A 13,298-nucleotide genomic window follows, 5' to 3' on the forward strand; every position below is an offset into this window, starting at 1 on the left:
GGCCGCAACTGACCCGAGGAGTTTCGATGCCGCTGACCCCGGCCGACGTACACAACGTCGCCTTCAAAAAGCCGCCGATCGGCAAGCGGGGGTATGACGAGGAGGAGGTCGACGCCTTCCTGGACGAGGTCGAGCGCGAGCTCGCCCGTCTCATCGAGGAGAACAACGAGCTGCGCGCCCAGGTGGAGCGCGGTGGCCGTGGCGGTGCCCCCGCCGGCCCCGGCGGCGACGCCCGACTGGCGGCGGAGCTCAACGACGTCAAGGCCCAACTGGACCGGGTGCAGCGCGACAAGTCCGCTGCCGAGCAGGCCGCCCGCGCGATGCAGGCCGAGCTGGAGCAGGTCCGCGCGACCGGCGGTCCCGGCGCGGTCACCGGTGACGGTGAGCAGCAGGCCCTGCGCGTGCTGATGATGGCCCAGCGCACCGCCGACGACCACGTGTCCGACGCGCGTCGCGAGGCCGACCAGCTCCTGTCCGAGGCCCGCAGCAAGGCCGAGGAGGTGACCCGCGAGGCTCGCGCGAAGGCCGACGCACTGGAGCGGGACGCCCGCCAGCGGCACCAGGAGGCCATGGGCGGCCTGGACGCCAAGCGCACGGCGCTGCAGAAGCACATCGAGGAGCTCAAGCAGTTCGAGCGCGAGTACCGCACCCGGCTCAAGGCGTACCTGGAGAGCCAGCTGCGGGACCTCGACGGTCGCGGGCAGGGCCTCGAAGCCGAGATGACCCGCTCCGAGGCGGGCCGGGTCGCCGGTGGCAACGGGCTGGCCGCGGCGGGTCTCGCCGGTTCGTACGGCGGGGGGCGCTCCGGCGCCCTCGAATCTGGACGCTGAGCACCGGCCGGCGATCGCTGTCCGCAGATGGTGACGGTCGCCGGCCCTGCTTCACGGGTCCGACGCGGCGGGGGTGAGCCGTGATAGTTGCGAGTCTTCTGCTCATCCTCGTCGCTGTGGTGCTGCTGGTGCTCGGCCTGGCCGGTGGCTCCAGCATTATGTTGACCATCTCCATCGGGGCCAGCCTGCTGGCCGCCGTGGCGTTGGTGGTGGGCGCCCGCCAGGCTGCCGCCAACCGCGCGACGGTGGACCCGGGTCGGCCCGGCCCGCGAATCCCCCCGACCTCTCGCCCGGCCAGCCGGTCCGGGCGGGGTGTCGCGTACGGGACGCCGCTGGTCGAGCCGGACGTGCCGGTTCAGCACGTACCTTCGACGGTCGGTAACGGCGGCACCGGGTGGCGGCAACCACCCGAGCCGCCGTTCGACCCCGACGCGCCGTTCGACACGGCCCCGCCGTTCGAGCCCACGTCGCCGTTCGAGCGCGAGTCGCCGTTCGGCCCCGCGGCCGACGGCACGCCGTCGCGCTCCTCGCCCGTCAGCCCGGCGTCGCCCTTCACGGCGCGCACCGCCGAGACGCCCGGTGCTCCGGTCGCCGACTCGCTGGCCGACGAGCCGGCCGAGCAACCGATCACCCCCGCCGAAGCGGCCCGGGTGGCCCGGCTGCCCAGCCCCGTCGACGTGGTGGACGGGCGCCCCCGCTATCACCTTGCCGGCTGCCCGCACCTCGTCGGCCGACTGCCGGAGACTCTCCCGGTCGCCGAGGCCGTCGAGCTCGGCTTCACGCCGTGCGCGGACTGCGCGCCGGCCACCGCCCTGCTCGCCGACGCCCGGCCGATCTGAAAGCCGCGCCGGTGCCCCCGCAGGACACGCTCACAGTGGCGGTGCGGGTGAAGCCCGGCGCCTCCCGGGACCGGGTCGGTGGCCGCTTCGACGGCCCGCACGGCCCCGCCCTGGTGATCGCGGTGCACGCGCCGGCCGTGGACGGCCGGGCCACCGAGGCGGCCCGCCGTGCCCTCGCCACCGCGTTGGGTGTCCGGCAGGCCACGGTGTCGCTGCGTGCCGGCGCGGCCAGCCGGGACAAGCTCTTCCTCGTCGACCGGCCCGGCCCGGAGCTGTCCGAGGCGCTACGCCGACTGCGGGACGGATCCGCCGGGTGAGGAACGCCCGGGCGAGGCAATCATGACGCCCGGGCTGGATGTCGCGCTGCTGCTCGGGGCGGCCGTGCTGCTGGTGGCCGTTGGCGCGGTCCGGCTCTCCAGTCGCTTCGGGGTGCCCAGCCTGCTCGTCTATCTGGCGATCGGCGTGGCGATCGGCGAGGGCGGGCTGGGCATCCGCTTCGACGACGTCGAGCTGACCCGGACCCTCGGTTTCTGCGCGCTCATCGTCATCATCGCCGAGGGCGGCCTGACCGCCCGGTGGAGCACGCTGCGGCCGGTGCTCGGCTTGGCCTCCGCGCTCTCCACGGTCGGAGTGGTCGTCAGCATCGTGGTGGTCGGTGTCGCCGTACACCTGTTGTTGGGGTTGGACTGGCGGCTGGCGTTGCTCTACGGCGCGGTGCTGTCCTCCACCGACGCGGCGGCCGTCTTCGCCACCCTGCGTCGGCTGCGGCTGCCGCCCCGGCTGGTGGCCACGCTGGAGGCCGAGTCCGGCATGAACGACGCTCCGGTGGTGCTGCTGGTGGTGCTGCTGTCCCACGAGGGCTGGGCGCATCCGTGGTGGTACGAGGTCGGGCTGGTCAGCTACGAGCTGGTTGTCGGTGCGGCGGTGGGCGTGGGGGTGGGCCTCGCCGGCGCCTGGGCGCTGCGCCGGGCGGCCCTGCCCTCGGCCGGGCTGTACCCGATCGCGGCGGTGGGAATCACCGTGCTGGCGTACGCCGCCGGCGCGGTGCTGCACGCCTCGGGGTTCCTCGCCGTCTACGTGGCCGGGGTGCTGCTGGGCAATGCCCGGCTCTCGCACCGGCAGGCGATTCTCGGCTTCGCCGACGGGTTGGCGTGGCTGGCCCAGATCGGGCTGTTCGTGCTGCTCGGGTTGCTGGTCTCGCCGGGCCGGTTGGACGCGGCGGTGCTGCCGGCGGTGGTCGCCGGGCTGGCGCTGGTGCTGCTGGCCCGGCCGCTGTCGGTGGCCGTGTCGGCGTTGCCGTTCCGGGTCGGCCTGCACGAGCAGGCCTTCCTGTCCTGGGCCGGGCTGCGGGGTGCGGTGCCGATCGTGCTGGCCACCATTCCGCTCTCCGAACGGGTGCCCGGCGCGGATCGCCTCTTCGACGCGGTCTTCGTGCTGGTGGTGATCTTCACCTTGGTGCAGGCCAGCACGCTGGGGCCGTTCGCCCGCTGGCTGGGGACCACCGCGCCGGCCGAGGCCACCGAGATCCACGTGGAGACCGCGCCGCTGGAGCGGATGCGGGCGGATCTGCTGCAACTAGAGGTGCCGCCGGGGTCGCGGCTGGCCGGCGTGCACGTCGACGAGCTGCGGCTGCCGGTGGGCGCTTCGGTCACCCTGGTGCTGCGCGACGGGGTGGGTTTCGTGCCCGGCCCGGACACCCGGCTCAAGACCGGCGACAGCCTGCTGATCGTCGCCATCGGTGGAGTGCGCGACGCCACCGAACAGCGGCTGCGGGCGGTCAGTCGGCGGGGTCGGTTGGCCCGGTGGTTTGGCGAGTACGGAGATGAGGCCGTCCGTTGATCTGCTAGCGTTCCCTTTGTCCCAGTTAAGCAGTGCTCGGGGCAGTTGAGCGGTGCGACGGTGCGGCACGTTGTCGGACGCCTGTACGTTCCGTATTCTTGCGAACCTCCGGAGTGCGCGGCCGAGTGTGGCCGTGCGCCCCTTTTCCTACATAGGGGACGCCTTGGTCGGCGCCCCCTGACCAGGCGCTGCGGACCACGCGGCGCCGCGGCCGAGGGAGCGACCCATGGCGAAGCCAGCCGACACCAGGACCGCCGGCCGCAAGCCGGTGGCCAAGGCCACCCGCAGCGCGGCGGAGACCGAGAAGATCCGTGGGGCGTTGGCGGCGCGGCGGGACGAGCTTCGCGCCGAGTACGATCAGACGCTGAGCGAGATCACCGAGCTGCAGCGCGATCGGCTGACCGACTCGGCCGGGGACGACCAGGCCGACACCGGCACCAAGACGTTCGAGCGGGAGCAGGAGATCTCTCTCGCCAACAGCATCCTGGAACGGATCACACAGGTCGAGCGCGCCCTGGAGCGCCTCGACGAGGGTGGTTACGGCTGGTGCGAGCGGTGCGGCAACCCGATCCCGGTCGAGCGCCTCGCCGCCTTCCCGTCGGCGACCCTGTGCGTGACGTGCAAGCAGTTGGCGGAGCGGCGCTGAGACCCCGTTCCCCATCTGCGATGAGACGGTGAGCGATCACCGCCGAGACTGTCGATGGGGAGCGCATGACCGCAGCACCGTCCGAGGAACCCGGCCGTACCGACCCGGGTGGCGGCAGAGCCCGGCGCCGGGCCGTCGTGATCCTCACCGGGGTCGCCCTGGTGTCCCTGCTGACCGATCTGCTCACCAAGCACCTCGCGCTGGCAGGGTTGACCGACCGGGAGCCGGTCCGGGTGCTCGGCGGGCTGGTCTACCTGAGCCTGACCCGCAACAGCGGCGCCGCGTGGAGCATCGGCTCGGACTACACCTGGGTGTTTCCGCTGATCACCATCGGCGTGGTCGGCTGGATCGTCTTCATGGCGCTGCGGCTGCGCTCACTGCCGTGGGCGATCTCCCTGGGCCTCGTGCTCGGCGGCGCGCTGGGCAACCTCACGGACCGGATCTTCCGGGCGCCCGCACCGCTGCACGGGCACGTCGTCGACTTCGTGAGTGTCTTCGGGCCATACGGCGAGTACTTCCCGGTGTTCAACGTGGCTGACAGTTCGTTGTTCTGCGGTGTGGTGCTGGCCGTGCTGCTGGAGGTGACCGGCCGTCAGCGCGACGGTCGGCGGCTCGGCCGGGACGGCAAGCCGATCGATGCGAGCGCCGCCACCGAGGGCGCCGACCAGAAGGAGCGGGCATGACCTCCGCGTTCGCCGCTGGCGGCGACCACCGTTCCCTGCCCGTGCCCGACGGCCTCGACGGAATGCGCCTGGACCAGGCGGTGGCGCGGTTGTTCGGCCTGTCCCGCACCGCCGCCGCGGCCCTGGTCGACGCGGGGGATGCCCTGGTCGACGGCGCCGCCCGACCCAACTCGCACAAGGTCAAGGCCGGCTCCTGGCTGGACGTCACGCTGCCCGCGCCGGTCGCCCCGCCCACCGTGGTGCCGCAGGCGGTGCCCGGCCTGCGCGTGGTGTACGCCGACGACGACATCGTCGTGGTGGACAAGCCGGTCGGCGTGGCCGCGCACCCCAGCCCCGGCTGGACCGGCCCGACGGTGATCGGCGCGCTCGCCGCGATCGGCCACCGCATCTCCACCAGCGGTGCCGCCGAACGGCAGGGTGTGGTGCACCGGCTCGACGTGGGCACCACCGGCATCATGGTGGTGGCCAAGAGCGAGCAGGCGTACACGTCGTTGAAGCGGGCCTTCAAGTACCGCGAGGTGGACAAGGGTTACCACGCGGTGGTGCAGGGCCACCTGGACCCGCTGCGGGGCACCGTCGACGCGCCGATCGACCGGCACCCCACCCACGACTACCGCTGGGCGGTGGTCTCCGGTGGCAAGCCGAGCATCACCCACTACGACACGCTGGAGGCGTTCCCGGCTGCCAGCCTCGTCGACGTCCGGTTGGAGACCGGCCGGACCCACCAGATCCGGGTGCACTTCTCCACCCTGCGGCACCCGTGCGTGGGTGACCTCACGTACGGTGCCGATCCCACCCTCTCGGCCCGTCTGGGTCTGGCCCGACAGTGGCTGCACGCTCGCGAATTGAGCTTTTCGCACCCCCGAACGGGGGACGAGGTCCGGTTCGTCAGCGACTACCCTGACGACCTGGAACGTGCGCTTGAGATCCTTCGTGACTGAGCGGCGACCGCCCGACACCCACCCGACGAGGGGATCCAGCCCGTGCGCGCCGGCGACCTGCTGCGGCAGTTGGACCAACGGCTGCTGCCGCCGCTGACCCGTGCGGTGGCCCGGCTGGCCGACCGGTCGGCGCGGTCCAGCGTGCTCACCTGGGCCGCCGTCCTGTCCGTGGCGGCGGTGCTGGGCACCGCCGTCTGGGCTGCCGACGATCGACCGGTGGGCGATCGGACGGTGGGCGAGGTGACCCGGGTCGGGGTGTCCGACGGCGACTCCGTCCCCGGCTACCTGCGCTCCGCCGCGGCCGACCTGGCGGCCCTGCCCTCGGCCGCACCGGCCGCCGGCGACGGGACGTACGCCCTGGTGACGCTGGACGCGTACCTGCCACCGCAGCGACTGGCCGAGGTGCTCGGCGACGTCGGAGTCTCGGCGGTCTTCGGGCGGGTGCCGCTGCCGGGCCGGCAGACCGAGATCGTCAAGATCCCCGCGCTGCGGGTGCCGGACGACGTGGTGGTCGGGATGGCGCAGGTGGCCGCCCGTAAGGACGGCGAGGCCGCCGACTACCGGGCCAGGGCCGCCGCGCTCGACGGCGACGCCGCCGACCGCGAACTGCGCGAGTGGTACCACACGAGTGCCGAGGTGGCGAGCGCCGAGGCGTCGGCGTACCGCACCGGCTGCGCCTGCGTCTACGCGGCGGTGGTGCGCGCGGCGCCGCAGGTGCTGCGGGGTGTGGCGTCCCGGCCGGCCGTGCGGGCCGTCGACCCTGCCCCCGAGGTGTACCGACTGGACCGCACGGTCTTCACCGCGCCGCTGCCCGAGCAGCGCGACGTGGTCCGTCCGCCGGCCGACACCGGGCCGGCACCGACCCCGGCCCCGACGGGCGAGTCGATCACGCCGGCGCTCCCGGTGCCGGTGGGCGAATCGTCGGAACCCGCACCGGTCGTAACGATTCCGTCACCGGAGCGGTCCTCGGTCGCGCCCACCGAACAGGCTCCCACGAGCGTCACCACCTCCCCGGACGTCACCGGCGCCGGGCCGCTGGAGCCCTCCCCGTCGTGATCCGAGTCGGGTGGTGTGCGTACTCCGGTGTGGTCCGAATAGGGTTTCGTTCGTAGCCTGTCAGACGGAGATCGATGGCGCTGGGAGGGCGGGCCGTGGAGGGCAGTGAGACCGGCTGGGGCCGGCCGGCCGAACCAGCACCGAGGTGGCGGGCATTGTTGGACCGCGCCCGGCTGGGTGGCCGCGCCGCGGAACAGGCCGAGCCCGACCGCCGGGCCGACGAGCCGCCGCCGGACCCCCTGCCGCGGCGCGCGGCACCCAACGGCTACGCCGGGCGGGCACCGGCCATCGGGCATCCGGCCGAGCTGACGTACGGCCAGGACCCCGGTTACCGGGCCGAGGCGACCTACCGGGTGGACCCCGCCTACCGGTCGGAGCCGGACTATCGCGCCGAGCCCGCCTACCGACCCGAGCCCGGCTACCGCGCGGAGCCGGACTACCGCGCCGAGCCCGCCTATCGGTCCGACCCGGCGTACCGGTCCGAGCCCGCCTACCGGTCGGAGCCGGACTTTCGGGCCGATCCCGCCTACCGGGCCGAGCCGGGCTACCGCACCGAGCCGGACTACCCGGCTGAGCCGGAGCCGCGCCGGGACGCGCCGGTCGAGTCGCGGTACGCGCTACTGGACAACGGCTACCGGCAGGGCGGGCCTCCACCAGAGTCCCGGTACGCGCTGCTGGAGACCGGTTACCGGCCGGACACCGGCTATCCGGCGTCGGCGCCGGTCCCGCCGGCACCCGCCGCGCCGGTCCCGCCGCCTGCCCCGCCGGTGACCCCGCCGCCGGTCGGCTCGGCGCTCGCCGAGCGCGGTTACCCGGCCCGCATCGAGTGGCGCCCGCAGGGCGTCGACCAGGAGGTGGAGCGCGCCACCGGGGTGCTCCGCCGCGACCTGGGCACGCCCCGGGTGTTCGCGTTCGCCAACCCCAAGGGCGGGGTGCACAAGACCACGGCCACCGTTCTCGCCGCCGCCACCGTCGGCAGCGTTCGCGGGCGCGGCGTGCTGGCCTGGGACGACAACGAACTGCGGGGCACCCTCGGGCTGCGCGCCGGCAGCGCCCGACACGCCCGCACCATCCGGCATCTGATCAGCGACCTGGCCCAGATCGAGATCCTGGAGGGCTCGACCCTGCTGGAGCGGCTGGACGACTACCTGCGGCACGCCTCCGACGGCTCGTACGACGTGCTGGCCGGCGAGGAGAGCCCACGCTTCGCCCAGCGGCTGGACCAGTTCACCGTCAAGCGGGTGCTGGAGTTGCTGCGGCGTACCCACGACGTGGTCTGTGTGGACACCGGCAACAACGTGGAGAGTCCCAACTGGCGCACCGTGATGCAGGCCGCCGACCAACTGGTGGTGACCACCGTGCCGCGGGAGGACGCGGCGTTCAGCGCCGACTGGATGCTCGACCTGCTGCACGAGGTGGGCATGGGCGAGTTGGCCGACAACGCCGTCACCCTCATCTCCTGCCCGACGCCGGGGCGCTCGCCCCTACAGGACGACCTGGAACGGCACTTCGCCACCCGCACCCGGGCGGTGGCCGTGGTGCCGTACGACCCCGCGCTGGAGACCGGGTCGTCGATCGAATACCACCAGCTCCAGCCGGAGACCCGACAGGCGTGGCTGCGCGCCGCCGCGATCATGGCGGAGCCGTTCGCCCGGTGACCGGTCACGTCATCGGCGGGAGCGCCGACGACCGTGCACGGCCCAGGCGGCGAGCTGAGAGGATCATCGGGTGAACCCCGACAGTCCCGAATCCGATCGGCCCGCGCCGCCCGGCGACGAGCCGTCCGTACCCGCGGCGTCCGCGGAACCGCTCGCCCAGGACCAGAGCCTGAGCGGTACGCCGCCGGACACCGACGGGCTCATCGGCCCCCTCCCGGTGGGCCCGCCGCGCCGACCGGGCCGGATCGGGGCGACGGTGCTCGGCGCCGCGCTCGCGCTGGCCGTGCTGGGTGCGCCCCTCGGGCTGCTCTGGGCGGCGCTCGCGCCGGACACTCCGGTGCTCAAGACCGCCGGAGGCGCCATCTACGCCGAGCCCCAGCCGGAGCAGCCGATCGCCGCGGACGGCTGGTTCAGCCTCGTCGGGCTGGCCTTCGGGGTGCTCGCGGCGCTTGCCGTGTGGTTTCTGCTGCGGCGCTGGCGCGGCCCCGTCGGGCTGCTCGGCGCGGTGCTGGGTTCGCTGGCCGCCGCGCCCGTGGCCTGGCAGGTGGGGCGTCGGATCGGCCTGGGGACCTACGACCGGCTGCTGGACACCGCCCCCGCCGGGCAGGCCTTCACCAAACCCGCCGATCTGCGCGCCGGTGGGGTCGACTGGCTGCTCGGGGTGCTGCCGGTGCCGCACGGCAACCTGCTGCTGCCGGCGTTCGGCGCCGCCGTCACGTACACGCTGCTGGCCGGATGGTCACGCTGGCCGTCGCTGCGGCCCGAGCCCGACCCGGCGGCCCTCAGTTGGGCGTCGGCGGGGACGCCAGTTCCGCCAGCGGCACCGGAACCGCCCGCACCTGGCGCAGCAGAGCCGCCTCGCGGTTGAGCAGCCGCAGTTCGGCGCGGAGCCGGGCCGCGGTGTCGTCGATCGCCAGCAGCCGCTGCCGGTCGTCCACGGTCAGTGCCGCGGTGGCCGCCACCAGGTGGGAGAGCACGGTCGGGTCCTCCGGCAGCTGCTCGGAGATCTCCTCCGGGTCGGCGCGGATCAGCCCGAGATACTGCCGGAACACCGAGATCACCCGCGCCGCCAGCAGGTCGGCCACCTCGTCCGGCCCGGCCGGCTCGGGCAGCCACTCGACCTCGGCGGTCAGGTAGGGCGCGGCGGCCTCGTCGACCTCGGCGATCCGAAACCGGCGTCGGCCCACCGTGACGATGTCGAAGCCGCCGTCGTCCAACTCGGTCACCTGGCGCAGCTCGGCGGTGCAGCCCACCTCGTGCAGGGTGACCTCGCCCACGCCGGGCGTCGGGCGGCCACCGGGCCCGGTGGCCGCGACCTCCCACCCGGCCTGGATGGCGACCACCCCGAACTCGCGCGGCGCGCCCTCCGGCAGGTCGACCAGATGCCGGACCAGGGCGCGGTAGCGCTCCTCGAAGATGTGCAGTGGCAGCACCAACCCGGGAAAGAGCACCGTTGCGAGCGGAAACACCGGCAGCCGTGCGGTCACGTGGTCGAGCCTAACCAATACCGCCCGCGACGGCGTGGTCCGGCTCACCGTCCCGCCGACCGGGCAGCTCGGGTGGGCGGCCGGCCCGCCGCCTAGACTCGCAAGCGTGCTGAATCGGATCGACCTGCGCGGTGGCCTCGGTGACCCGCGCCGCCTGCTGCCCCGTGCCCAGCTCGACGTGTCCGTGGCCGTCGAGCGGATCAAGCCGCTCGTGGAGGCGGTCCGCGAGCATGGGTACCCGGCGATCCGGGAGGCAAGCGAACGGTTCGACGGTGTCTCGCCGGAGGTGCTGCGGGTGCCGGTCGAGGCGATCGCCGAGGCCGAGGGGGTGCTCGACCCGGCCGTACGCGCCGCCCTGCTGGAGTCGATCAGCCGGGCCCGTCGCGTGCACGACGACCAGCGGCGCACCGACCACACCACCCAGGTGGTGCCGGGCGGCACGGTCACCGAGCGGTGGCTGCCCGTCGACCGGGTCGGCCTCTACGTCCCCGGCGGGCTGGCCATGTACCCGTCGACCGTCGTGATGAACGTGGTGCCGGCCCAGGCGGCCGGTGTGCGCTCGCTGGTGGTGGTCAGCCCGCCGCAGAAGGACAACGACGGCCTGCCCGACCCCCGGGTGCTCGCCGCGTGCGCGCTGCTCGGCGTCGACGAGGTCTACGCGGTGGGCGGCGCCCAGGCGGTGGCGATGCTGGCCTACGGCTCGGCGGTCGACCCGGCCGGTGAGCTGCGGTGCGAGCCGGTCGACCTGATCACCGGCCCGGGCAACATCTGGGTGACCGCCGCCAAGCGGCTGCTGCGCGGCGTGGTCGGCATCGACGCCGAGGCCGGGCCCACCGAGATCGCCATCCTGGCCGACGACACCGCCGAGGCGGCGCACGTCGCCGCCGACCTGATCAGCCAGGCCGAGCACGACCCGCTCGCCGCGAGCGTGCTGGTCACCCCGTCGCTGGCGCTGGTCGAGGCGGTCGAGCGGGAGCTGGCCCGGCAGGTGCCGGCCACCAAGCACACCGAGCGGGTGACCACCGCGCTGACCGGTGAGCAGAGCGGCGTCGTGCTGGTCGACGATCTTGAGGCGGGGCTGCGGGTGGTCGACGCGTACGCGGCCGAGCACCTGGAGATCCAGACGGCCGACGCGCGGGAGTGGGCGCTGCGGGTGCGTAACGCCGGGGCGATCTTCGTGGGCGCCTGGTCGCCGGTGTCGCTCGGCGACTACTGCGCCGGCTCCAACCACGTGCTGCCCACCGGCGGCTGTGCCCGGCACTCCTCGGGTCTGTCGGTGCAGTCCTTCCTGCGCGGTGTGCACCTGATCGAGTACACCGAGGCCGCCCTGCGCGAGGTGGCCCCGCACGTGGTCACCCTGGCCAACGTGGAGGACCTGCCCGCGCACGGCCAGGCCGTTCAGGCCCGCTTCCCGGGAGGGCCGGCGTGACGAGCCTCGACGACCTGCCGATCCGTGACGACCTGCGCGGGCTGACCCCGTACGGGGCGCCGCAGCTGGACGTGCCGGTGCGGCTCAACACCAATGAGAACTCCTACCCGGTGCCGGAGCCGGTGGTCGACGCGATCGGCAAGGCCCTCGCGGCCGAGTTGCGCGAGCTGAACCGCTATCCGGACCGGGACGCCGTGGCGCTGCGCGCCGACCTGGCCGACTATCTCGGGCACGACCTCACCGTCGAGCAGGTGTGGGCGGCCAACGGCTCCAACGAGATCCAGCAGCAGCTGCTCCAGGCGTTCGGTGGCCCGGGTCGCACCGCGCTCGGCTTCGTGCCGGCGTACTCGATGCACCCGCTGTTGGCGCTCGGCACCGGCACCCGGTGGGTGCCGGCGCGGCGCGGCGTCGATTTCGGGCTGACCGCCGACGAGGCGGTGGCCCAGGTCCGCGAGCACCGGCCCGACGTGGTCTTCCTCTGCTCGCCGAACAACCCCACCGGCACCGCACTGGACCCCGCGGTGGTCGCCGCGGTGCTCGACGCGGCACCGGGCATGGTGGTGGTCGACGAGGCGTACGCCGAGTTCGCCCGGCCCGGCACGGTCAGCGCCCTCGCGGTGCTGCCCGGGCATCCGCGGCTGGTGGTCACCCGGACGATGAGCAAGGCGTTCGGGTTCGCCGGCGGCCGGCTGGGTTACCTGGCGGCCGACGCGGCGGTGGTCCAGGCGGTGCAGTTGGTCCGGTTGCCGTACCACCTGTCCGCGCTGACCCAGGCCGCCGCCCGCGCGGCGCTCGCGTACCGCGACGCCCTGCTCGGTACGGTGAGCGCGATCATGGTGCAGCGGGACCGGATCGTGACGACGCTGCGCGGGCGCGGTCTTCGGGTGGCCGACAGCGACGCCAACTTCGTGCTGTTCGAGGTGGGTGGCGACCAGGCGACCGCCTGGCGTGCCCTGCTGGAACAGGGGGTGCTGGTCCGCGACGTCGGCCTGCCGGGCTGGCTGCGCGTGACAGCCGGCACCCCCGCCGAGACCGATGCTTTCCTTAGCGCGATGGAGACTGTGAGCTTGCGCGCCCCGCAGTCGCGACCGAAAGGCAACACATGAGCAGGACCGCCCGGGTGGAGCGGATCACCAAGGAGACCAAGGTCCTCGTCGAGATCGACCTTGACGGCACCGGGACGGCCGAGATCAGCACCGGCGTGGGCTTCTACGACCACATGCTGCACCAGATCGCCCGGCACGGCGGCTTCGACCTGACCGTGCAGACCGTGGGTGACCTGGAGATTGACGCGCACCACACGATGGAGGACACCGCGCTGGCTCTGGGCGCCGCGTTCGACCAGGCGCTGGGCGACAAGGCGGGCATCCGGCGGTACGGGTCGGCGACGGTGCCGATGGACGAGGTGCTGGTGCGGGCCGCGGTGGACCTGTCCGGCCGGCCGTACGTGGTGCACGACGAGCCGCTGCTCGCGCCGTACATCGGGCCGGTGTACGCGACAAGCATGACCCGGCACATCTGGGAGTCGTTCGGTCAGGCGGCCCGGGTCACCCTGCACGTCGACGTGCTGCGGGCGGCCCGCCCGGGTGGTCACCCGGACGCGCACCACGTGGTGGAGGCGCAGTTCAAGGCGGTGTCGCGGGCGCTGCGGGAGGCCACCGCGATCGACCCGCGGGCGGCGGGCGCGATTCCGAGCACGAAGGGTGCTCTCTAATGGGTGGCGCGTTGCCGACGTTGTTGCTGATCCTGGCCGGGGTGCTGGTGGGTGGCACCTGGTCGTTGTACCGGCAGGGCGCGCCGAAGGTCGCCGTGCTGATCACCGCTGTGCTCGCGGTGCTCGCCACGGTCGCCGGGGTGCTGCGGCTGCTGCCGGGGGACGGGTGAGCGCAC

Annotated in this window: 15 protein-coding genes; 14 read left to right on the plus strand and 1 reads right to left on the minus strand. The window is 73.8% G+C overall.

Translation table 11 applies throughout. From position 1 onward, the window contains the following. Window positions 1–26: 26 nt before the first annotated feature. The 10 genes from ABZ808_RS25185 to ABZ808_RS25230 all read left to right on the plus strand — a co-directional run bounded on the left by ABZ808_RS25185 (window position 27) and on the right by ABZ808_RS25230 (window position 9,360). Entirely contained in the window at window positions 27–830 is an 804-nt protein-coding gene (locus ABZ808_RS25185; protein WP_357011002.1) for a DivIVA domain-containing protein, read from the plus strand. Window positions 831–910: 80 nt separating this feature from the next. Then, complete coding sequence (locus tag ABZ808_RS25190; RefSeq protein WP_357011005.1) at window positions 911–1,669, plus strand: hypothetical protein; 759 nt, start codon at window positions 911–913, stop codon at window positions 1,667–1,669. A gap of 11 nt (window positions 1,670–1,680) precedes the next feature. Continuing rightward, window positions 1,681–1,986, plus strand: coding sequence for a DUF167 domain-containing protein (locus ABZ808_RS25195; RefSeq protein ID WP_357011007.1), 306 nt, complete (start codon window positions 1,681–1,683; stop codon window positions 1,984–1,986). Between the two features lie 22 nt (window positions 1,987–2,008). Further along, complete coding sequence (locus ABZ808_RS25200; protein ID WP_357011009.1) at window positions 2,009–3,508, plus strand: potassium/proton antiporter; 1,500 nt, start codon at window positions 2,009–2,011, stop codon at window positions 3,506–3,508. A 226-nt stretch (window positions 3,509–3,734) separates the two neighbouring features. After that, window positions 3,735–4,154 (plus strand): TraR/DksA C4-type zinc finger protein, encoded by a 420-nt coding sequence (locus ABZ808_RS25205; protein ID WP_357011011.1) that lies wholly within the window; start codon window positions 3,735–3,737, stop codon window positions 4,152–4,154. A gap of 65 nt (window positions 4,155–4,219) precedes the next feature. Further along, on the plus strand, window positions 4,220–4,837 hold the full coding sequence (gene lspA / locus ABZ808_RS25210; RefSeq protein WP_357011013.1) for a signal peptidase II: 618 nt from the start codon (window positions 4,220–4,222) through the stop codon (window positions 4,835–4,837). Next, entirely contained in the window at window positions 4,834–5,778 is a 945-nt protein-coding gene (locus ABZ808_RS25215; protein ID WP_357011015.1) for an RluA family pseudouridine synthase, read from the plus strand. The genes lspA and ABZ808_RS25215 overlap by 4 nt, the downstream gene beginning before the upstream one ends. A gap of 42 nt (window positions 5,779–5,820) precedes the next feature. Further along, entirely contained in the window at window positions 5,821–6,834 is a 1,014-nt protein-coding gene (locus ABZ808_RS25220) for a hypothetical protein (RefSeq protein ID WP_357011017.1), read from the plus strand. A 74-nt stretch (window positions 6,835–6,908) separates the two neighbouring features. Continuing rightward, a complete protein-coding gene (locus ABZ808_RS25225; protein ID WP_357011019.1) occupies window positions 6,909–8,492 on the plus strand; it encodes an AAA family ATPase in 1,584 nt (527 codons plus the stop codon). A 70-nt stretch (window positions 8,493–8,562) separates the two neighbouring features. Continuing rightward, the gene (locus tag ABZ808_RS25230; RefSeq protein ID WP_357011021.1) at window positions 8,563–9,360 is read left to right on the plus strand and encodes a DUF2567 domain-containing protein; all 798 of its coding nucleotides are present in this window, start codon (window positions 8,563–8,565) and stop codon (window positions 9,358–9,360) included. On the opposite strand, the gene ABZ808_RS25235 is transcribed toward ABZ808_RS25230, so the two are convergent. Next, window positions 9,275–9,979 (minus strand): LON peptidase substrate-binding domain-containing protein, encoded by a 705-nt coding sequence (locus tag ABZ808_RS25235; protein ID WP_357011023.1) that lies wholly within the window; start codon window positions 9,977–9,979, stop codon window positions 9,275–9,277. The two genes, ABZ808_RS25230 and ABZ808_RS25235, sit on opposite strands and share 86 nt — an antisense overlap. 106 nt (window positions 9,980–10,085) lie before the next feature. Here ABZ808_RS25235 and hisD point away from each other — a divergent pair, with 106 nt between their 5' ends. The 4 genes from hisD to ABZ808_RS25255 are packed head-to-tail and all read left to right on the plus strand — an operon-like array spanning window position 10,086 to window position 13,292. Beyond that, the gene (gene hisD / locus ABZ808_RS25240; RefSeq protein ID WP_357011025.1) at window positions 10,086–11,408 is read left to right on the plus strand and encodes a histidinol dehydrogenase; all 1,323 of its coding nucleotides are present in this window, start codon (window positions 10,086–10,088) and stop codon (window positions 11,406–11,408) included. Next, window positions 11,405–12,514, plus strand: coding sequence for a histidinol-phosphate transaminase (locus ABZ808_RS25245; RefSeq protein ID WP_357011027.1), 1,110 nt, complete (start codon window positions 11,405–11,407; stop codon window positions 12,512–12,514). The genes hisD and ABZ808_RS25245 overlap by 4 nt, the downstream gene beginning before the upstream one ends. Next, window positions 12,511–13,122: an imidazoleglycerol-phosphate dehydratase HisB gene (hisB, locus tag ABZ808_RS25250; protein ID WP_357011029.1), complete on the plus strand. Its 612-nt coding sequence runs from the start codon at window positions 12,511–12,513 to the stop codon at window positions 13,120–13,122. The genes ABZ808_RS25245 and hisB overlap by 4 nt, the downstream gene beginning before the upstream one ends. Then, a complete protein-coding gene (locus tag ABZ808_RS25255) occupies window positions 13,122–13,292 on the plus strand; it encodes a hypothetical protein (protein ID WP_357011031.1) in 171 nt (56 codons plus the stop codon). The genes hisB and ABZ808_RS25255 overlap by 1 nt, the downstream gene beginning before the upstream one ends. Window positions 13,293–13,298 lie beyond the last annotated feature (6 nt).

It is taken from the genome of Micromonospora sp. NPDC047527 (assembly GCF_040643015.1).
Classification (GTDB): Bacteria; Actinomycetota; Actinomycetes; order Mycobacteriales; family Micromonosporaceae; genus Micromonospora.

Coding starts and splice junctions, on each gene's coding strand:
- ABZ808_RS25225 (WP_357011019.1), top strand. CDS start 6,909: ATGGCGCTGGGAGGGCGGGCCGTGGAGGGCAGTGAGACCGGCTGGGGC.
- ABZ808_RS25255 (WP_357011031.1), top strand. CDS start 13,122: ATGGGTGGCGCGTTGCCGACGTTGTTGCTGATCCTGGCCGGGGTGCTG.
- ABZ808_RS25205 (WP_357011011.1), top strand. CDS start 3,735: ATGGCGAAGCCAGCCGACACCAGGACCGCCGGCCGCAAGCCGGTGGCC.
- ABZ808_RS25185 (WP_357011002.1), top strand. CDS start 27: ATGCCGCTGACCCCGGCCGACGTACACAACGTCGCCTTCAAAAAGCCG.
- hisB (WP_357011029.1), top strand. CDS start 12,511: ATGAGCAGGACCGCCCGGGTGGAGCGGATCACCAAGGAGACCAAGGTC.
- ABZ808_RS25215 (WP_357011015.1), top strand. CDS start 4,834: ATGACCTCCGCGTTCGCCGCTGGCGGCGACCACCGTTCCCTGCCCGTG.
- ABZ808_RS25200 (WP_357011009.1), top strand. CDS start 2,009: ATGACGCCCGGGCTGGATGTCGCGCTGCTGCTCGGGGCGGCCGTGCTG.
- lspA (WP_357011013.1), top strand. CDS start 4,220: ATGACCGCAGCACCGTCCGAGGAACCCGGCCGTACCGACCCGGGTGGC.